Origin of the sequence: Hyalangium ruber, assembly GCF_034259325.1 — a bacterium.
Taxonomy (GTDB): domain Bacteria; phylum Myxococcota; class Myxococcia; order Myxococcales; family Myxococcaceae; genus Hyalangium_A; species Hyalangium_A rubrum.
The window spans coordinates 252,281-271,603 of sequence record NZ_JAXIVS010000006.1 but is presented as its reverse complement, the minus strand read 5'-3'; the positions used below and the strand labels follow the sequence as shown (position 1 = coordinate 271,603).

Sequence of the window (19,323 nt, the reverse complement as noted above, 5' to 3'; positions counted from 1 at the left end):
CCTCAGTACCAGTTGCGCACACGCACTTCGACGCCCACGTCCGTACCCACGAGCCGGGTGAACTCCTCCAGGTCACTGCCACGCGAGTGGTAGGGATAGACGACCTTCGGCTTGAACTCGCGCACCGCGTCCGCCGCCTGCGCCACCGTCATGGTGAAGGGCAGGTTCATCGGCACGAAGGCCACGTCGATGTCGCGCAGCTGCCGCATCTCGGGGATGTCCTCCGTGTCGCCGGCGATGTAGACGCGCTTGCCTCCCAGCGTCAGCACGTAGCCGTTGCCCCGGCCCTTCGCGTGGTACTGAAGGCGCTCGGGCGTGAGGTTGTACATGGGGATCGCCTCGACGGCGATGTCCGCCACCGTCAGGGTCGCGCCATTGGCCAGCACCTGCGTGGCGCCCTGCAGCGCCGCGGGCAGGGCGTCGCGCACGGCCTGGGGCGCGACAATCACCGTCTCGGCCCGAACCAGGGCCGTCAGGGTGTCCGCGTTCAGGTGATCGCCGTGGATGTCCGTCACGAAGACCACGTCCGGCGCGGGAATCCCCTCGAAGGGCGCGGCGCCGCCCACCGGATCGACGTAGATCATCTTCCCCGCCCAGCTCATCACGAAGGAGGCGTGATTGATGGGGTGGACGATCAAGTCTCCCCGCGACGTCGGGAAGGCATCTCCCGAGATCGGCGGCTCGACAGGAGGAGTCACCTCGGGAGAAGACGAACACGCAGACAGCGCGAGCCAGAGCGCGGAGACCGCGAGCAAGCGAGCATTGAGCATGGCGCACGCTGTAACGGCGCCCTCCCGGGCTGTCCAGCCTCCAGGATGCGCCCCGCCTCGACCTCCCGAGTGGTCAACACTCCCGTGTCCTCAGGGCTCCGAATGAGCGCCGTCAGGGGACCGTCATGTTCGTGGCGAGCCGCTCCAGCTTCGGCAGCAGCAGATCGCTCAGCGTCTCGTTCGAATCGAAGTACACGCCCACCAGGACGAAGGTGTAGCTGTGGCGGCCCTTGCGCGCGGTGAAGACGTTGCCCACGGGCTTGCCCTTGTTGGTGATGAGGGCGGTGCGCGACTCGTCGCCCCAGGTGAAGAGATCGTCGCGCTCCTCCATCTTGGTGCCCGAGTCCCCGGCGATCGACAAGCCCAGGCCCTGCCCCACGCGCAGGCTGGTGTAGGTGGCCTTCGCCGAGGACGCGGTCGTGTCCGTGGTCACCATGGAGGCCAGGTACAAGCCTCGGTTGGACAAGTCGTACAAGTACTCGAGCTCGATGGTGCCATCGAGCCCCTTCTTCTTCGTCAGCTTCTCGATGCTGGGCTGCGGTGAGAAACCCTCGAGTCGCGGCACCAGATCATCGGTCGTCACCAGCAGCGCCCGGTCCGCCTCGGTCACCGTCATGGGCTTTGCCGCCGCGAGATAGGCGAAGACCAGTCCCACCAGCGCCGCCACGCTCAGAATCGCCACTCCGACCCCGCCCAGCACATAGGGCCAGATGGCGGTCTTCTTGCGGACGGGTGCGGCGGACGGGGCAACGGGCTCCAGGCTCATGGAGCCCAGGTTAGCACCCTGTCTGGCACCGGCAGCCTCGGGAGGGCTCAGCGCGCGCGGCGCGGCGCGGCCTCTTCACGCTCCGCGTCTCGCTGTTTCACCAGCGCTCGCGGCGCCTTGAGCCGCCAGCCCTGCTCGAGCCGTCGTCGGCACTCGGGCACGCGCAGCTTCGCCAGCCGCGCCAGCACCGCAGGCCAGCCTCGGTAGTGGTCGGTGATGAAGTAGAGCTCCGGCAGGGCCTGGATGAGGAACTCCTGCTCGTCGACGCTCTCCAACATGAAGACCACCGACTCGCCGTCCTCCTTCAGGCGCACGAACGCCTTGCCGCGAACCTTGAGCGCGGGCGTGCGGAACCAGATGCCCTCCTCGACTTCGGGCAGCTCGCGGCCGAGCTTGACCAGCTGCTCCCACTTCATGGCTGCTCGCTCAGGGCTTGGGGCCGGCGTCGGACGTCCCGAGCGCTCCGAGCAGCTCGGGGGTCGCCTTGCGCAGCGCCTGGGTGCGAGGCTCCACCAGGGTCCAGCCCTCGCCACTCTTGCGCAGGAAGGCCACCCGCTCCCCCGCGTCCGGCGTCCGGGTGAACTCGCCGCCATCCACATCGGGGAACACCCGGATGGAGATCTCCATCGGCCCGGTGAGCTTGCCCTTGTAGACGGTGAGCGGGACCAGCGTGGTGCGCCAGTGCTGCTCCGCCTCGGTGCCTCCCACGCGCTCGAAGGCCTTCATGTCCACGCGCGCCACCACCTCGGCGCGCTCCACCATGTCCTTCACGGGAACCGGCGGCAGCGCCATCAACACCCCCAGGCTCAACAGCGTCAGCGTTTTCACACCGTCCCTACCCGCTTGAGCAGCAACTGCGCGGCCACGCGGAACCCCAGGCCGGGGAAACGCGAGTCCGGCGGGTGCGGCGTGCGCACCGTCGCCCGCAGCGACAGCGGCGTGCCCTTGAAGAAGTCGTTGCGCACGCTCCGGTCCCTCGGCCCGGCGCGACGCTCCTCCAGCCCTCCGGGATAGGGGCGGTAGAGATCCCCCGTCCACTCGGCCACGTTGCCCACCATGTGCAGCATGCCCAGGGGGCTGCGTCCCTCGGGCAGGCTGTCCACCGGGAGGGTGGCGTTCGGCTGGCGCCCGCGGTGGGTGCAGCGCTCGGGGTCGAACTCCATGCCCCAAGGGTAGAGGCGCCCATCCGTGCCGCGCGCGGCGAACTCCCACTCCGCCTCCGTCGGCAGCCGCACGCCCTTCCACGTGGCGTAGGCCATGGCCTCGAACCAGCTCACCCCATGCACCGGGTGGCGCCCCAAGCCCTGAGCGAAGCGCCCCTCGCGCCAGGTGAGCGGCCCGGGGAGGTTCGTCTGGTCCACGAAGCGCGCCTGCAGCTGCGCCACGTCCACGTCCGGCTCCTGCCGCAGCGCGGCCCACACGTCCTCGCGCTGGTAGCCGCCGTCGGCCATGAACTCGGCGTACTCCTCGCAGGTGACGGGGGCCTCCGCCATGCGGAACGGCCCCACGGACACCGGGTGCGCCGGCTCCTCGCGGTGGAAGGGGAAGGGCTCCTGCGGCGACTTCTTCTGGAGCTGCTCGCGCACCGGGCGCGACAGCCCCATCTCGAAGCGACCCCCGCTGATGTCAATCACGCACTCCTCCGCTGGCAAGCCCGCTCACGGGAGCGTACCGCTCACCGCTAGATGATGGTGCTCTTGATCCACTCCTTGAAGTCCGCCTCGCTCATGGACTGCAGACCCGTGGCCGGATCCTCCACGACGCGCGGCGGGTTCTCGAGCGTGTCGCCCTGCGTCCCGCCCGGCCCGTGGGGGTTGCGGATGTAGACGCGGCCATTCTCCACCCGGTCCACCACCACCGCGTGTCCGCCGGACTTGTCCTCGCCCCAGTGCATGCGGATATACGAGTCGGTGGGCGAGCGATCCTTCAGCTTCGCCAGGATGTCATCGGCGCCGCCGCCCGTGTAGTTGTCGAAGTCCCGGTTGAAGAGCGCCTCGAGCGTGCGCTCCTGCTCGGAGGCGTTGAGGCCGTCATCCTTGTTGGTGAGGTTGCTGTAGTCACCCTCGGCGCCGCCCCGGGCGTACTGCATCATCGCCGCCTGGAAGAGCCGCTCGCTGGAGGAGCGCTGCGTGGCGGAGTCGGGGGCGATGCTGTCGGCGTCGCGGCTCAGCGTGGCACCGCTGGCCAGCGTCACCTCGCCCTTCTCGGACATCAGCCCGGTCATGATGCGCGCGTACTCGGCCGGGTTGGTGTCGTTGAGCATGTACTGCATGGACGTCACGGTGCAGGTGCCCCGGTTGTGCTGGTTGATCTCTCCGGGGTGGGCGGCCTCCTGGCAGATGGAGGCCATCAGGCTCTCGCGCGTGACGCCCGAGTCCTTGAAGGAGTCGGGCATCTTCTGCGTGGCCATCTGGTGCAAGTTGTCCAGCAGCGTCTTGCCCGTGCTGTCGCGATCCAGGAGCGCCGTGCCGATGCGGCAGTCCGTCTCGGTGGACACGCTCATCTGTCGATCGGTCAGGTCCTTGAGGGCGCGCTGGCCCTGAAGGTCCATCGCGTCGAACACCTCGAGCGCCTGCTTCTGCTGGTCGGCGCTGAGGTCCTTGAATCCGTCGGAGGCCTGGAACTCCTCGCGCAGCTTGGCGCTGGTGGCGCTTGTGGCGCCCGCGGCCGCGGCAGCCCCGGCGGCGGCACCCACAGCGCCGGGAGAGGCAGCAGCCCCGGCACCGGCAGCGCCACCCGTCCCCTCCGCCTTGGCGAAGGTGTCACGGGAGAGATCCACCGTGGAGCGTGCCTGCTTCGTCTCGACCGGCTTGGGCTCGGGCTTCGAGAACCGCTCCACCGCGGGGGAACTACCGCCATCGACTCGGCGAATCATGTGCGCCTCCAGCGCGAAACATCCTTGGGGCCATTGTCGCCGGCGGATCACAGAAGTTGCCAGAGGGGGACAGACCGGACGAGCGGAGCCATGACACCACGCGGCGCCCGGGCGGTACCAGGGGGTGGCTGGATCACACCCTCCCCTCTTCACCTACCTGCATAGGAACCGCTGCGGAGCTCCTCCAGGATGCTCGGCCCGTGGGGGGCCCAGCCCAGGAGCTGCTCGGCGCGGCGGGCGGAGACCTGCTGGTCGAGCGCGAGCGCGTCCGCGAACGCTCCGAGCTGCTTGCGAGCCTCCTCCAGGTTCCAGGAAGTGGTCCGGCCCCCGGCCCCCGCGCCCTCGCTCGCCGCGGTGGCCAGCGCCTTCAGCTTCACCCCGGGGCCTTGCGAGGCGAGGAGAACCGTCCCCGCCGGGGCGCGTTCGACGGCACGCAGGTACAGGTCCGCCAGGTCCTCGAGGAACACCACCGGCCAGTGGTTCTCTCCGGCGCCCACGAAGCGCGCGGCGCCAGCCTCCCTCGCGGAGGACGTGAGCATGCCGGGGATACCTCCGGCGCGGCCGTAGACGATGCCGGGGCGGAGGATGATTCCGCGAATGCCCGGCGTGGCGAGCACCCGGCGCTCCACGGCCGGACGCCAGGCAACGAGCTCCGCCGAGCGCAGGGGGCTGTCCTCATCCACCACGGCGCCTCGCGTGTCGCCATGGACCCAGACGCCGCTCGTGTAGAGGAAGGCCTTTCCCGTTCCCGCCATTCGCTCGAGCATCGCCGTGACGGCGGGCGCATCCAGGGCTTCGGTGTTGGACGTCGCGGCCCAGATGACCGCATCGACGCCAGGGACGAGGGCGGCCAATCCGGCGGTGTCCGAAAGCTCGCCGCGCACGGGCTGGATGCCGCGCGCCTCGAGCTTGCCGCGCGCCGCGTCCGAGCGTGCCAGTCCCTGAACCTGGTGGCCGGCTCGAATGAGGGCCTCGGTGACGGCCGTGCCGATATACCCCGTTGCTCCCGTGACAAGGATCTTCATGGTCTTGCTCCTCAGATTGGGTTGAACCATTGATGTGCGTTTCCCTGGATGAACACAATGTGGGGAGACGAAACGGATTGTTTCCTGGAGAGGACCAATGGAGGACGTGGGGGCCTACTTCACCTTCGCGGAGGTGGTGCGGACCGGCAGCTTCACCGCCGCCGCCCGCTCGCTCGGCGTGTCGAAGGGGACGGTGAGCAAGCAGGTGATGCACCTGGAGAGCACGCTGGGCGTGCGACTGCTCCACCGCACGACGCGCAAGCTGTCTCCCACGGCCGAGGGGGAGGCGCTGTACGCGCGGTGTCGGCGCATGACGGACGAGCTGGAGTCGGGGAAGGCCGAGGTCATGCGGCTGAGGAGCAAGCCCCGCGGCCGGCTGCGCGTGAGCGCGCCGATGACGTTCGGGCTGCTGCATGTCGTGCCGGCCGTGCCCGAGTTCCTCGAGCGCAACCCGGAGATCCAGCTGGACCTCCAGCTCGATGACCGGATGGTGGACCTGGTGGAGCAAGGCTTCGATGTCTCGGTCCGGATTGCGCAGTTGCCGGACTCGTCGCTCATCGCTCGGAAACTCGCGATCAGCCGGCGGGTGGTGTGCGCGACGCCCGAGTACCTGAAGCGGCACGGCACGCCGCGAAGACCCGAGGAGCTGAGCCAGCACCGCTGCCTGCAGTACACCTATCAAGCCTCGGGCACGGCCTGGCAGCTGCGCGGAGCCGAGGGAGAGTTCCTCGTCCAGGTGGGTGGCCCCATGCAGGCCAACAGCAGCCTGGCGCTCAAGGCGGCGGTGCTGGCCCACACGGGGCTGGGGCAGTTCCCCTTGTTCGCGATCTCCGAGGAATTGCGCGGCGGCCGGCTGGTGACAGTGCTCGATGACTATGAACTGCCCACCATGACCATCTGGGCCGTGCATGCCTCGGGACGCACCGTCACGCCGAAGGTCCGCGCGTGGGTGGACTTCCTGGTGCGCCGCTTCGCGCGGGAGACAAGCTGGAGCGAGCGCCCCTCCTCGACGAGGGGCTGAACTCCCGCGCTACCAGCTCAGGGAGTACACGCAGGCCGAGTCCCCTCGCTCGCGACACGTCGAGGAGGCGTGCTGCACGCGAATGAGGAACGCGTCCCGGGGCCGGAAGCGCTCGGCGATGGCTTCCAGGAGACCGAGGTCCATCGGGCACGGGTAGAGGTTGTCGCACGTCATCAAGGAAGTGCGCGGGCTGGTGGACTCATGGTGGTAGCCGCCCATGGGCCCGGAGCCCCGGTGGTTCATGTGGTAGGCCACGTCGAGGGAGCCCAGCGCCTGTTCGATCGTCGTGAGCCCTGGGGGGAACTCCGCGTTCTTGAGGATGTTGCGGCCTACGGCGCGGATGGTGTGGGGGCCGACCTGCGCCTGGATGGAGCGATAGGCGCCCAGAACATGCTCAACGGGGTACCAGTCGGTGCTCTCGATGGTGGTGATGCCCTGCTCGGCGAAGATGCGCAACGCCCGGTCCGGAGCGATCTTCATCGCCCCCAGCGCCGAGAGAATGGAGTTGCCGAGCACTTCGATCCGAGCGGTCTTGGTGGACTGCATCATGGTTGGCCTCGCGCACGCACCGGGGCACCCCTGGCGCCCGCGCCCATTCTACGCGCTGCGCACTACGACTTGGAGAGGACGATCAGACCCTCGAACTGCTCGAAGTACAGGGGGGGGCCATGCCTGACTGGTCAGGCATCGCGCTCATGCCTGACTGGTCAGGCATGACGAGCGGCTCATCCCCAACTCCGCCACCTTGCCCCCGTCTCGTACCGTGGACTGGGAGTCCACGTTCTCGGACTGGGGCACTCATGCGATTCCCACCCAAGTGCCTGTTTTTGGGTCCCTCCTGAGTTGGCGCGTCTCCTGCTTTACGCCTTCCCGACCGATGGCTCATCACATGACTCATCGGCCTGGCCCATATGACGTGTGGCCATACCCAAGGGGGACTCCCAGATGTTGAATCTGTGGAAGACAAAAGAAGAGAAGATCTCCATCCAGACGGACATGACGCTCGATCAGGTGCGCGTCGCCATGCGCCAGCTGCTGATGGAGGAGAACACCAACCATTACCGCATGGGCGAGCTCTACAACTACGTGGTGAAGGAGAAGCTGGCCGAGGCGGTGGGCTACAAGACCGCGCAGGACTACTTCAGCGAGCACCTGCGCGAGGTGTCGCGGGCGACTCTGGTGGCGTACGGGGCGGTGGCGAACGGCTTCACCGCTCCGGTCTGCAACCAGTTCGGTGTCACCCGCCTCTCCCTGCTGCTGACCTACGAGGAGGCCGCCGAGACGGAGGTGAACCACGCCGAGCCTGGCGGCACGATCATCGAGGTCATGGGGGAGACGGGCGAAGTGACGCCCAAGCCCTTCTCCGAGTGCAGCGTGGATGACATGCGCCGAGCGCTCCAGCGCAGGCGCAAGCCTGCTTCCAGCAAGCCTCTGCCGTCGGAGGACTTGGCGATCGCGGACCAGTACATGAAGGCCGTGACCAGCAAGCTCCCCAAGGGGGCTCCTGTCCGGATGCAGGTGCGCAACCACAAGGGCAAGCCGGTGCTCGACTTCAAGGGCATCCCACTGGCGCAGGTGACCAAGTTGGCCGAGGCGTTGCTGGCCCAACCCATCTCCATGCCCCAGGCCAAGGAGGTGGAGCAGGCGCCAAACGTAGTGTGAGCTCTGAGAAATGAACGGCGGCACTGCGCTTCTGGAATCCCGGGAGCGCGGTGCCGCTTTTTCATACACGCCTACTGCTTCACGGACTGGGGCAATTTCGGTGGCGGGTAACTCGGCAGATAGCAGCCACCCCGGTACTCGTAGCCATTGCACGGCTCATCGGCCACATCGATCTTCATCCAGCAACTTCGCGTTTCCTTCTTGCCTGAGGTCAGCTCGATTTCCACCTCCAAGCCTTTCCTGCACGGCGGAAGGTTCTGCCCAGTAAATGGCCGCTCGGGCATGTCCAGCCCGACAACCCTCGACGGCGCCGGGCGCGCGGCGCCGGACACTGGCAGCAGAGGACTTGTGTCCCCCAGCGCTGCCGTACTTCCGTTCTCTCCATCTACGACATGCGCCTCATGAGCCGCCATGGGCAGGTCCCCACCCCAATGCACCATCCACCATGTCAGGGCCAAGAAGATGGCACCTCCCACAGCTCCACTGAGCCAGGGTGCCGCCTGCACAAGGCCCTGGCGGACGCGACGTGCCATGTGCCCTCTGCTCGGAGAAGCTGCCTCGCGGCGACATGGAACAATGGGCGCGTCCGCCCTTCGGCCTACACAAGCCGCCGCCTGCTCAAGGGCCCACGCAACATTCCCTGCGCTTCCTCGTTCCGAGGGCACGTCCGACAGCATGCGCAAGATGAGCCCTTCCAACTCCGGACACACGCTGACGAGTTCGCTCGGCGGCTGGAGCGGCGGTAGTGGGGCTCGGTTCGGCTCGAAGTCCCGCTCCAGGTCCGTCCCCGGCGGCGGGTAGCGCCCCGTCGCCGCGCGGTAGGCAGTGACTCCCAACGCATACACATCATCTGCCTCGGTCGCCTCGTAGTGCGCCCCCCGGTCACGGTAGTTCTCCTTGAGGAAGCGAAGCGCCTGCGGGCTGCGATACGCCTGAGTTCCTGGCGGCAGCGTCTCCTGCGTCAACGAGCCCGCTCCCTTGAACTTCCCCGCCCCGAAATCCACCAGCCAAGCCATTCCCTCGGGACTCACCAAGACATTGTCCCCCTTCACGTCCCGATGCACTCCATTGGCTCGGTGCGTGGCCTCCAACGCACGGGCCAGTTGTGCCAACACCCGGAGCATCTGCCGCGAGGTGCATTTGACCCCCGATGCCCACTCGTACAGCGCCACTCCCGCCACCCACTCCATGACGATGCAGGGATAGAGTTCTCCGCTCGGAGCTCTCCATCCGCCTCGGTCCCTCAGCTTCGGTACGCTGTCGTGGCAGATCCGGGACAGCAACAGCCCCTCCCGCTCGAAGCGCGGATCCCAGGGGAAGTGGGCCAGTTTCAGCGCGAAGGCTCCCACCTCCCCCGGTTTCTGGCTCCGCACCCTGTACACCGTGCCGTAAGTGCCTCGGCCGTGCAGATGCTCCACGCGCCAGGGGCCTATCTTCGTTCCAGGGACCAGCGAATCCGCTGCGGTTCTAGCCATCAAGCTGCTCCCTCAAGGAACTAAAGACTCATGTGTCCCCTAAACCAATCCTACTCTACAGGTCATGACCAGGCTGAGTAATCGTGGAGTAGGAGTCGCTGAGGTTCAGTTCTGAGAGTGCATCAGGCGCTCACCGCACCCGCGTTCCGTGCGGCAGTGGCTTGCCCACTTCCTCCTGGAACTCCATGAAGCGCTCCATCTCCCGCACCGTCTCGTCCGTGGCCTGAACCTCGGCGCTCACCGCGTCCAGTTGCCGGTTCACCGTCTCTGGGTCTCGGATGGTGATCGACTGCTCGTGCGTCAGCCGCAGCAGGTCTTCAATCCCCGCCAGCTGGTGGCTCACCACCTCGCGGCTCTCTCCCGCCTGCTCGAAGCGCCCCACCCGCTTGCGGAGGATCTCCAGCCGCTTCTCCTTCACGTCCTTGAGCCGCGGGTTCGCCTCCTGCGCCACCTCCGCCTCCAGCTCGCGCAGCTCCTTCTCGATCTGCTCCCGGTCCGTGCTGTTGAGGTACGTGCGGTGGTGGTTCAGCGCCGACACCAATCGCAGGAACGAAGTCAGCAGCTCGTTCAGCCGAGGCTCGCTCCCCGCCGCCAGCACCTTGCCTCCCGGCAGCCGGCGGTAGTTCTCCAGGATCTTCTCCTTGAGCCCCACCAACGCCTGGTAGTGCTCACGCTGCGAGGGCGCCAGCTCCGAGAGCAGCGCGTCCACCTGCTTGCGCGCCGCGTCCGGCGTCTCCTCCCCGCCGCCCTTCGCGCGCACCGCCCGCTGGAAGCGCTTCATCGAGGGGACGATTCCCAGGTACAGCCCCTCCACCCCCAGCGCCACCAGCGCCGGCAGCGGCTCGCCCGTCATCAGCGACGAGGCTCCCGCCGTCAGCAAGCCCACGAGGTTCGCGGGCAACATGAAGGCGGCCTTGATGAAACTGGGCGAATCCGCCACGGAATCTCTCCTCGCCCCCACTTCGGGGGGCCTCAGGGTCCGCGGGCCTCCGACACGTATTTCAACGCTCCGAGGTCCCGGGTGTCCTCCGCGGGTGGCGCCACGGCCCCCCGCTTGAGCTTCTTGAAGAGCGCCGAGGCGCTCTGGAACAGCTCGTCATAGGTGACGGGCGCCTCGCCGGAAAGGCCGAAGAAGGAGCGATTGTCCGCCAGTGTCGCTGGAGGCGCCGAGCGGATCGCCTCAATCGGGTCGCCCAGGTACGGCGCCACGTCCCCCAGCATCCGCGCCCCCTGCGTCGGGTCCTTCTGCACGCTCTGCCCGGCATCCAACAGTCCTCGCAGCACCCGGCGCACCGCGTCCGGGTAGCGCGCGGCGAAGTCCCCTCGGGCCACCAGCACCGTGGCAATCAGGTGCGGCGCGTCCGCCGTGGTGGCCAGCACCGCCCCGCCCCGGTCCCTCGCCGCCAGCTCCACGTCGCCCCACAGCCCCACCACCGCGTCCGCCCGCCCCTCGCGCAGCGCCCGTCCCGCGTCGAGCGTCGAGGGCAAGTCCACCCACTTCACATCCGTCGTGCGCAGCCCCACGCGCGAGAGCACCCACAGCGCGAAGTAGTGCGAGGAGCTCCCCGGGTACACGCCCACGCGCTTGCCGCGCAGCGAGGCCAGGTCCGTCACCCCCACTGCCGCCAGTGCCTCCTGCCCCCGGCTGCGCCCCACCAGCATCACCGTGCGCGGCGCCGCGTCCCTCAGCCCCGGCACCCACGCCGCCATCCGGTCCACGGAGAGCATGGCCATGTCCACCCCGCCATTCTCCGCCCCAACGGACAGCGCCTGGCGCAGTTCCTCCTCCCGGGCGAAGAGCACCGCCCGCGCATCCAGCGCATATGCCGTCTTGAGCACCCCCTGCGCCGCGCCCGGAGGCGCTCCCGGCGAGTCCAGGGTGGTGGCCCCGCCCGTGGCCAGCAGCAATGCCGAGGCCGAGCCGCGCGGGGTAAACCCAATCAGCACCGGCCGCAGGGGCACCGAGGCCACGTCCGCTACCGGTGCCGCCACCCCCGCGGGGAAGTCTCCGGGGGACAGGCGGACCGCCTCCTGGGCGGCCGGGAAGAAGCGCGCCTGGAGCCGGTCCAGGTACCCGAGCCGGGACGCGAGCGCGTAGCCCGCGCCTCCCAGGCACAGGAACAGGAAGAGGAAGAGGCCTGGCCCGCGGTGAAGCTTCATAGGCTGGCGGCCCCTTCCCCTCGGGGAGGGCTACTTCACCTCCACCTTCTTGCCGATCGTCTTCTCTCCGCCCGCGCTCACGTCCGACACGGGGGCGGGGCTGTCCAGGCCCATCTCCATCTTGAACTGCTTGACCAGCTCGTTCGCCTGGATCTTCTCCGCCTCTTCCTCGATGGAGAGCGCCTGGTGATCCACCGACTCGAGCGCCATCTGCATGCGCGCCTCGTTGACGGCGGTCTTCTCGTTCACCTTGCGGACCATCTCGTCGTGGGTGGCGTCGATGCCAGCCACCTGGAAGGACTCCATCGCGTCGGCCACCTTGGCCTGCCACTTGGCGCGCCGCGCGTCCCGGATGGCGTTCATCGCCTCCTGGGTCTTCTTGTCCTTCTCGCGCATGAACAGCTTCTTGACGTTCAGCGCCTTCTCGTACGCCATCTTCGCCGTATCGAGCTGCTGCTGGTTGCGCTCGAGCGCCTGCTTCTCCATCTGCAGGCGGCTGGCGTACTGGGCAGCCAGATCGTCCCGGCCCGCCTGGATGGCGGCCTTCACCTTGGCCGTCAGCTCACGCACGTCCTGCTGGTACTTGGCGTTCTCCTTCTCCAGCAGCGTCACGTTCGCCCGCACCATGGCGATGGACTCGTTCATCTTCGGGACCTGATCGTTCAGGTCGCGCACGTTCTGCTCGAGGATGAGTTCCGGGTCCTCGATGGAGGAGACAAAGAAGCCCGCGAAGCTGCGCATCGCCCTTCTGAACCTTGCCCACATGACGGCTGCTACCTCCTCCGAAGAACACGGATGGTTCGACCTTATACGATCCTACGGGAATCAAGCACCCTTCTGCCTGCCCTACGCATACCAACCGCCGGATATTGCTCCATCCTTTCGGCGGCCCCCCTGCTCGGGTGCTAGTGTCTGGTTCCCTCGCACATGACCCAGCAGGACACCCGAGCATTCGACGCCATCCTCGCGCAGGCGGTGGATGGGCAGCGCCGAGGCGTACTGAAGGCTGGCGCGGCGGTGCGGCTGGTGGGCACGCTCGCCTTCCTGCTCATCGTCTTGGCGCTGTGGCTCGGAGGCCGTCCCGACTGGGCCCCCTACCCGCTCCCGCTCGGGCTCTACCTGGGGGTGGCGGGGCTGCTCTTCGCCCTGCACCGCAAGCCCCTCATCCGCTGGCTCAGCGTGGCCCAGTCCGTGGTGGATGTGGGGCTGGTGTTCTGGCTGCAGCACACCGCGCTGCCCATCTCCCCGTTCCCCGCCGGAGTGGCCGGATTCAGCCTCGGGCTCTTCGCGCTGGTGGTGGTGCTCAGCAGCCTCACGCTCTTTCCCAGCGTCGTCTACCTGACAACAACGCTGGCAGCTATCGCCCAGGCCACGCTGATGCGCGAGGCGGGGGTGGGCTTCGGTGCGGTGGCGGTGGCGGTGGTGGTGCTGGGAATGGTGGCCGTCATGAGCCAGTACGGCAGCCACCGCGTGCGCCAACTGGTGCTGGCCCTGTCCCGCACCGAGGTGGAGCGTCAGGTCGAAGCGCGGCGCTTCCAGGAAGTCGAACAGGCCCGCGGCACCATCGAGAACATGCTGAGCGAGGCGCGCGCGCACAACGCGCAGCTGCTGGCGCTCCAGCAGGAGAAGGACCAGCTCACCCAGTTCGTCGTGCATGACCTGCGCTCGCCGCTCTCGGCGCTGACGATGACGTTCTCCCTGCTGGAGAACGAGCTGGCCATGGGCGACGCGGGGCTGCGGCAGGCGGTGCGCACGGGGGTGGCCGTCACCGGGCGCATGGAGCGGATGATCGCCGAGCTGCTGGACATCCCTCGCCTGGAGGAGGGCCAGTTGGAGCTGCGCGCCCAGCGCATCACCGCCATCCCACTGTTGGAGGAGGTACGCCTGGCGGCCGCCTCGGGCGCGCAGTTCCGCCGGCTCAAGCTGGAGGCGGAGGCGCCCGCGGACTTGGAGTTCCACGGGGACCGCTCGCTGCTGCTGCGCGTGGTGGAGAACCTCACCACCAACGCCCTTCGCCACACGCCGCCGGGAGGGCGGGTGCGGCTGGAGGTGGGCACGGACGCGGGGGGTACGTGGCTGGCGGTGCGCAACGACGGCACACCCATTCCCCCCGAGCTGCGCGAGCGGCTCTTCGGGAAATACAGCCAGGGAGACAAGGAGCGCAGCCACCGGACGGGCTACGGGCTGGGGCTCTACTTCTGCCGGCTGGCGGTGGAGGCCCACGGTGGGCGCCTCTCGGTGGAGGACACGCCTGGGTGGCCCACCTCGTTCGTCGCGAGGCTCCCGCCCCTGCCGGCCCAGTCCCGAAGCGCCAGCCCGGGCTGAGCCCGCGCTCAGGCGTTCACGCGCTCGACGATGCGGGCCGAGTGCTTGCGGGCGCTCTCGGCCACCTCGTGGGCATCCAGGGTGAGCAACTGGCGGTCCTTGAGCACGGGCCGGCCGTCGATGAGCACGTGCGTCACATCCGTGGCCCGGGCGGCATGCACCAACGTGCCCAGCACATTCTCCGGCGAGGGCGTGGCATGCAGGCCGCGCAGGTCCACCACGGTGACGTCGGCGCGCTTGCCCACCTCGAGCGAGCCCACCTCCTGCTCCAGCCCCAGCGCCCGGGCGCCCTCCAGCGTGGCCATCTCCAGCACGCGCAGGGGCGGCATGCCCAGCGGACCCACGCGCGGCTTGTGCAGCAGCGCCGCCAGCCGCATCTCCATGAAGAGGTCCAGGTTGTTGTTGCAGGGCGCGCCGTCCGCGCCCAGGCACACGTGGACCCCGGCATCCATCAGCTCGGGCACCTTGGCGATGCCGGAGGCGAGCTTCAGGTTGGAGCTGGGGCAGTGGCACACCACGGTGCCCGTCTCGCGCAGCAGGCGCTGCTCCTCGGCGGTGGGCCACACGCAGTGGGCCAGCGTCACGTGGGGGCCGGAGATGCCCAGCGAGTGGAAGTAGGCGATGTTGTCCAGGCCGATGCGCTGGCGCACCAGGTCGCACTCGGTGGCGTTCTCGCTGGCGTGCGTGTGGATGCGCACGCCCTTCTCCCGCGACAGCCGAGACACCTCCTTCAGCAGCTTCTCGGTACACGAGAGCACGAAGCGCGGGGCGAAGGCGTAGCGCAGCCGGTTGTCGTGGGTGCCGTGCCAGCGCTCCAGCAGGGCCAGGCTCTCGGAGAGCGAGGCCTCCGTCGTCTCGCGAAGGGCCGCCGGCAGCGCGCGGCCGGTGTCCATCATCGCCTTGCCGCCGGTGAGCCGGAAGCCGCAGTCGCGCGCCGACTCGAACACCGAGTCGTAGTGGCGCACCGTGCCCATATCGAGCGCCGCGGTGGAGCCCGACTGGATGAGCTCGGCGAAGGTGAGGTCCGCCGAGGCCCTCAGCGAGTCCGGGTCATGCGCCGCCTCGTAGGGCCAGATGCGCTCGCGGAGCCAGTCCAGGAGCTCCAGCCCGTCGGCGTGGTTGCGGAACAGCGTCTGGCAAGCGTGCAGGTGGCCGTGGATGAGGCCGGGCAGCACCACCTGGCCGGACACGTCGAGCACGCGCCGCGCGGCCCCACGCACCTTCAGCCCATGCCCCACCTTGGCGATGCGGCCATCTTGGATGAGCACGTCCGCATCCGCGAGCACCTCGCGCTCGCGGTTCATCGTCACGACGGTGCCATGGGTCAGGAGCAGGTCCACGCGCGGGCTGCTCTTAACACAGAGCCGGCCGCTGTCAGAGGAAGTCGCGCGTAAAGGCGTGCGGCAGCAGCTCGCGCAGGGAGTACTGGGCCTCTTCTCCCTTCATGTTGCGGCTGCGCACGGGCATCTCCGGCCCGCCGAACTCCGCCATCACCTGCCGGCACATGCCACAGGGCGGACAGGGCGTGGGGGTGTCCACGACGATGGCCACCGCCACCGGCCGGGTGTGCCCCTGGGCCACCGCCGAGACGAAGGCCCCCCGCTCGGCACACACGGTGAGTCCGTACGTGGCGTTCTCCACGTTGCACCCCACCACCACCGTGCCGTCGGCGAAGAGGATGGCGGCGCCCACGGGGAAGCGCGAATAGGGCACGTGCGCGCGCTCGCGCACCTTCGCCGCCTGCTGGAACAGCGCTTCCCAGGGAATCTCGTCGGCCATCAGGCCCTCCAGGGCTCAGCTCTTCGGTGCTCCCAGCTCCACATCATCCAGGTAGCGGGCGATGGACAGCTCCACGTCCACGGGCAGCTCCAGGAAGCGCACGTGCGTGGCCAATCCCTTCTGGCCCTCGCGCACCTGCAGCACCTCGCCGCGCACGTTCAGCTCGTCCGGCACCGAGGGCAGCAGGAAACGCAATTCCACCTGCGCCCCCGCCTCCAGCGTCCCGCCCTGCCAGGCACAGCCGCCGAGGGACAAGTCCCCCTCCCGGGCCTCGAAGCTCGCCTCACTCCCGACACGCCGCACCAAGAAGCGCATCGGCACCCGCGGCGACTCCCGCCGCTCTTCGCCCCGGAGTCCCGGGGATTCATTCCGCTCCGCCATCGCTGTCGAATCCTTGCTCACGCGCGAGCCGCCGCCGGAAGGAATTCCGTCAGCAGCCGGGAGAAGATACCCGCCACGCGGTTGGCCGTCTCGGCTACCTCTTCATGCGTGAGCGGTTTGTCCCCTACCCCCGCCGCCAGGTTGGTGATGCAGCTGATTCCCGCCACCGGCACGCCCATGTGCCCCGCGGCCACCACCTCCGGCACCGTGCTCATCCCCACCGCGTCCGAGCCCAGCGTGCGCAGCATGCGAATTTCTGCCGGAGTCTCATAAGATGGACCTGCCACCATGGCATACACGCCCTGACGCAGGAGCACCTGGGTGCGCTGGGCCGACTCGAGCAGCAGCGCCCGGAGCGCGGGGGAGTAGGCCCGGCTCATGTCCGGGAAGCGGGGCCCCAGCCGGTCGTCATTGGGGCCGGTGAGCGCGTTCCACCCGGAGAGGTTGATGTGGTCGGTGATGGCCATCAGGTCGCCCGGGGCGAACTGGGTGTTGATGCCACCGGCGGCGTTGGTGACCACCAGGGCGCGGATGCCCAGCGCGCACAGCACGCGGGCGGGGAAGGCCACCTGCGTGGGGGAATAGCCCTCATAGGAGTGGACGCGGCCCTGCATCGCCACCACCGGCTCGCCGCCCACGCGCCCGAGCACGAGCCTACCGGCATGCCCCGGCACGGAGGAGTGGGGGAAGTGGGGCATCTCGCCATAGGGCAGCACCACCTTGCCCTCGAAGCCGTCCGCGAAGGCGCCCAGGCCGCTGCCGAGGATGATGCCCACGCGCGGGGAGAGCCCTCCTGCCCGCTGGCGGATGGCCTGCACCGTCTCTTGTACCTGTTCGTAGAGCCCCATGTGGGCAGGCATCATATTCGCGGCGCCGCCAAAGTCGCCCTAGTGCGCTCGGGTTTCTTCCTGCCGCGGCGCGGCGTTGGCCCCCACCACTTCCCCCAGCAGGGTGCGCAGCCGGGGCAGGTCCACCGGCTTGTCGAGCCAGTAGCGGGCCCCGGCGATGAACTCCTGGGCGCGCGGGGTGAAGGCGCCGCCGGTGAGGAAGATCATCCGCGCGGCCTGGTCGGGGCGCTGCTCCTGGAGCCGGGCGTACAGGTCCATGCCGGAGATGTCCGGCATGCTCAAGTCGCAGACGAGCGCATCGAACTCCTCCCCCGCCAGCAGCCGGCTCAGGGCCTCCGACCCGGAGCTGGTGCTCACCTCGAAGTCCGCGCGGAGCGCCCGCCGCAGCGAGGCCATGAGCATCGGCTCGTCGTCGATGAGCAGCACGCGCACACGCCCGGAGCGGATGGGCGCGGGGGTGGGCGGGCGCGGGGCTGGCCGGACCTCGGTGGCGGGCAGCGTCACCGTGAAGGTGGTGCCCCGGCCCGGCGTGCTCTCGACGGAGATCCTCCCCCCGAGCGAGGTGATGATGCCGTGGCAGATGGACAGGCCCAGGCCCGTGCCCACGCCCACGGGCTTGGTGGTGAAGAATGGGTCGAAGATGCGCTCGAGGACCTCCGGGGGCATGCCGCTGCCGGTGTCCTGAACCTGCACCACGACTTCCCCGGGCGCGCCCACGCGCGTGCGGACGGTGATGGCGTGGGCCTCGGGGTTGCCCTCGGGGATGGCCTGCGCCGCGTTCACCAGGAGGTTGAGGAACACCTGCCCCAGGCGCGTCTCGTCGCCCAGCACCAGGGGCACCGCGCCCAGCTCCCGCACCAGGCGCGCCCGGGTGCGAATCTCCGGGGTGGCGACATTGATGGAGAACTCCAGCCCCTGGTGGACGTCCACGGGGACGAGCCGGGCCTCCTCCACGCGGGAGAAAGTCCGCAGGTCCCGGACGATGTTGCGCACGCGCTCGGCGCCCTGGCGCGCGTCGGACACCGCCTTCTTGAACTCCTCGAGCTGCGGCAACTGCCGCGCGGCCGGGGTGCTCAGGCCCTCCTCCAGCCAGGCCAGGTTGGTGGAGATGAACATCAGCGGGTTGTTGATTTCATGGGCGACGCCGCCCGAGAGCGTGCCCAGGGCGGCCATGCGGTCGGCGATCATCAACCGCCGCTCCATCTCCTTGAAGTCGGTGATGTCCTGGGCGGTGCCGCTCATCCGCGCAATCTCACCGCGAGCGTCACACGTCACCTGTCCCTTGAGGTGGATCCACCGCACCTCTCCCGAGGGCTTCAGCAGGCGGTACTCCCCATGGAAGGGCTGGCGATCCCGTACCGCTGCCTCCATGAGGCGCTGGAACGCGAGCCGGTCCTCGGGGTGGATGTTCTGCTGGAAGGACTCTCCGACGACGACTTGATCGGGCGTGCGGCCGAGGATCCGGGACAGCTCGGCGGACCAGTTGTGCTCGTTGGTGGTCGCATCCCAGACCCAGCTGCCCAGGTGGGCGATGGACTGGGCCTCGGCGAGCTCCGTCTCACTGCGCGCCAGGCGCTCCTCGGTCTGCAAGCGCTTCTGCAATTCGAGCCGGGCCACCAGTTGCTCGAGCACCATCCTGGAGACGGCCTGCCCCAGCAGCCCCGAGAGGAAGATGTAGAGGACGTTGATCAGCACCAGGACGCCGTGGCCCAGCAGTTCCCCCTGGAGCGCGATCAGGCCGAGATAGGCACTCGCATACACGAGGGCGGCGGCGAGCGTCTCCCGGGGCGTGAAGCGCAAGCCCACCCCCGCCACCGACAGCACGGTGACGATGAAGTAGGGAGAGTGGATGCCCCCCGTGGCGTACAGCCACAGCATCACGAAGAACGCGTCACTGACGGTGGTGACGGTGGCCGACTGCAGCAAGAGCCGGTGGCGATACGACTCCGGCAGATAGATGACGAGCGAGTAGACCCCGGAGAGCCCGAGCAGCAGGTACCCCAGCCAGGGGACTCCGTGGGACTTGTCCAGCAGGGGGTAGCTGATCCACCCGGCGGCAATGGTCAGCAGGCGCAGCAGGGCGATTCCCTGCTCGGCGGCGTGGACCTTCTCCGCCAGAGCCCCTTCCATCAACGACCGCGACACCCGCTCGATGCTGCCCATGACGTGGAATTTGAACACACCGGTTCAGACCCGGCCTACCCAGGGGAGGGCCGAAACCTGTCGGCCCTGGAAC

Annotated in this window: 19 protein-coding genes and 1 pseudogene; 3 read left to right on the top strand and 17 right to left on the bottom strand. The window is 68.7% G+C overall.

Features of this window, described 5'->3' with window-relative positions; all coding sequences use genetic code 11:
* Positions 1–2: 2 nt before the first annotated feature.
* From SYV04_RS19220 to SYV04_RS19190, 7 genes are all read right to left on the bottom strand, one after another.
* On the bottom strand, positions 3–770 hold the full coding sequence (locus tag SYV04_RS19220) for an MBL fold metallo-hydrolase (RefSeq protein WP_321547287.1): 768 nt from the start codon (positions 768–770) through the stop codon (positions 3–5).
* A 112-nt stretch (positions 771–882) separates the two neighbouring features.
* A complete protein-coding gene (locus SYV04_RS19215; protein ID WP_321547286.1) occupies positions 883–1,536 on the bottom strand; it encodes a hypothetical protein in 654 nt (217 codons plus the stop codon).
* 47 nt (positions 1,537–1,583) lie between these two features.
* Entirely contained in the window at positions 1,584–1,952 is a 369-nt protein-coding gene (locus tag SYV04_RS19210) for an MmcQ/YjbR family DNA-binding protein (RefSeq protein ID WP_321547285.1), read from the bottom strand.
* A 10-nt stretch (positions 1,953–1,962) separates the two neighbouring features.
* Entirely contained in the window at positions 1,963–2,364 is a 402-nt protein-coding gene (locus SYV04_RS19205; protein ID WP_321547284.1) for a hypothetical protein, read from the bottom strand.
* Entirely contained in the window at positions 2,361–3,170 is an 810-nt protein-coding gene (locus SYV04_RS19200) for a formylglycine-generating enzyme family protein (RefSeq protein ID WP_321547283.1), read from the bottom strand. Before SYV04_RS19200 ends, SYV04_RS19205 begins: the two co-directional genes overlap by 4 nt.
* Positions 3,171–3,217: 47 nt before the next feature.
* Entirely contained in the window at positions 3,218–4,411 is a 1,194-nt protein-coding gene (locus tag SYV04_RS19195) for a hypothetical protein (protein WP_321547282.1), read from the bottom strand.
* Between the two features lie 149 nt (positions 4,412–4,560).
* A complete protein-coding gene (locus tag SYV04_RS19190; protein ID WP_321547281.1) occupies positions 4,561–5,436 on the bottom strand; it encodes an NAD-dependent epimerase/dehydratase family protein in 876 nt (291 codons plus the stop codon).
* 97 nt (positions 5,437–5,533) lie between these two features.
* On the opposite strand from SYV04_RS19190, the gene SYV04_RS19185 reads away from it, so the two are divergent.
* On the top strand, positions 5,534–6,457 hold the full coding sequence (locus SYV04_RS19185; RefSeq protein ID WP_321547280.1) for a LysR family transcriptional regulator: 924 nt from the start codon (positions 5,534–5,536) through the stop codon (positions 6,455–6,457).
* Between the two features lie 9 nt (positions 6,458–6,466).
* Here the strand turns inward: SYV04_RS19185 and SYV04_RS19180 are convergent, their stop codons facing one another.
* Entirely contained in the window at positions 6,467–7,006 is a 540-nt protein-coding gene (locus SYV04_RS19180; protein WP_321547279.1) for a hypothetical protein, read from the bottom strand.
* Positions 7,007–7,402: 396 nt separating this feature from the next.
* Between SYV04_RS19180 and SYV04_RS19175 the strand changes: the two genes are divergently transcribed.
* The gene (locus SYV04_RS19175; RefSeq protein ID WP_321547278.1) at positions 7,403–8,119 is read left to right on the top strand and encodes a hypothetical protein; all 717 of its coding nucleotides are present in this window, start codon (positions 7,403–7,405) and stop codon (positions 8,117–8,119) included.
* A 647-nt stretch (positions 8,120–8,766) separates the two neighbouring features.
* On the opposite strand, the pseudogene SYV04_RS19170 reads toward SYV04_RS19175, so the two are convergent.
* The 4 genes and pseudogenes from SYV04_RS19170 to SYV04_RS19155 all read right to left on the bottom strand — a co-directional run.
* Positions 8,767–9,594: pseudogene (locus SYV04_RS19170) on the bottom strand (serine/threonine-protein kinase); the annotation flags it as partial.
* A 130-nt stretch (positions 9,595–9,724) separates the two neighbouring features.
* Positions 9,725–10,534, bottom strand: a complete 810-nt coding sequence (locus SYV04_RS19165) for a hypothetical protein (RefSeq protein WP_321547277.1) — start codon at positions 10,532–10,534, stop codon at positions 9,725–9,727.
* Between the two features lie 32 nt (positions 10,535–10,566).
* Positions 10,567–11,754, bottom strand: coding sequence for an ABC transporter substrate-binding protein (locus SYV04_RS19160; protein WP_321547276.1), 1,188 nt, complete (start codon positions 11,752–11,754; stop codon positions 10,567–10,569).
* A gap of 30 nt (positions 11,755–11,784) precedes the next feature.
* Positions 11,785–12,519 (bottom strand): PspA/IM30 family protein, encoded by a 735-nt coding sequence (locus SYV04_RS19155; protein ID WP_321547275.1) that lies wholly within the window; start codon positions 12,517–12,519, stop codon positions 11,785–11,787.
* A gap of 162 nt (positions 12,520–12,681) precedes the next feature.
* On the opposite strand from SYV04_RS19155, the gene SYV04_RS19150 reads away from it, so the two are divergent.
* Positions 12,682–14,079 (top strand): sensor histidine kinase, encoded by a 1,398-nt coding sequence (locus tag SYV04_RS19150; protein ID WP_321547274.1) that lies wholly within the window; start codon positions 12,682–12,684, stop codon positions 14,077–14,079.
* A gap of 8 nt (positions 14,080–14,087) precedes the next feature.
* On the opposite strand, the gene SYV04_RS19145 is transcribed toward SYV04_RS19150, so the two are convergent.
* The 5 genes from SYV04_RS19145 to SYV04_RS19125 are packed head-to-tail and all read right to left on the bottom strand — an operon-like array spanning position 14,088 to position 19,268.
* The gene (locus SYV04_RS19145; RefSeq protein WP_321547273.1) at positions 14,088–15,419 is read right to left on the bottom strand and encodes a 5'-deoxyadenosine deaminase; all 1,332 of its coding nucleotides are present in this window, start codon (positions 15,417–15,419) and stop codon (positions 14,088–14,090) included.
* A 34-nt stretch (positions 15,420–15,453) separates the two neighbouring features.
* Positions 15,454–15,858, bottom strand: coding sequence for a cytidine deaminase (locus tag SYV04_RS19140; RefSeq protein WP_321547272.1), 405 nt, complete (start codon positions 15,856–15,858; stop codon positions 15,454–15,456).
* A 15-nt stretch (positions 15,859–15,873) separates the two neighbouring features.
* Positions 15,874–16,239: a PilZ domain-containing protein gene (locus tag SYV04_RS19135; RefSeq protein WP_321547271.1), complete on the bottom strand. Its 366-nt coding sequence runs from the start codon at positions 16,237–16,239 to the stop codon at positions 15,874–15,876.
* Between the two features lie 17 nt (positions 16,240–16,256).
* Positions 16,257–17,087, bottom strand: a complete 831-nt coding sequence (locus tag SYV04_RS19130) for a purine-nucleoside phosphorylase (protein WP_321547270.1) — start codon at positions 17,085–17,087, stop codon at positions 16,257–16,259.
* Positions 17,088–17,126: 39 nt separating this feature from the next.
* Complete coding sequence (locus tag SYV04_RS19125; RefSeq protein ID WP_321547269.1) at positions 17,127–19,268, bottom strand: ATP-binding protein; 2,142 nt, start codon at positions 19,266–19,268, stop codon at positions 17,127–17,129.
* Between the last annotated feature and the right edge of the window lie 55 nt (positions 19,269–19,323).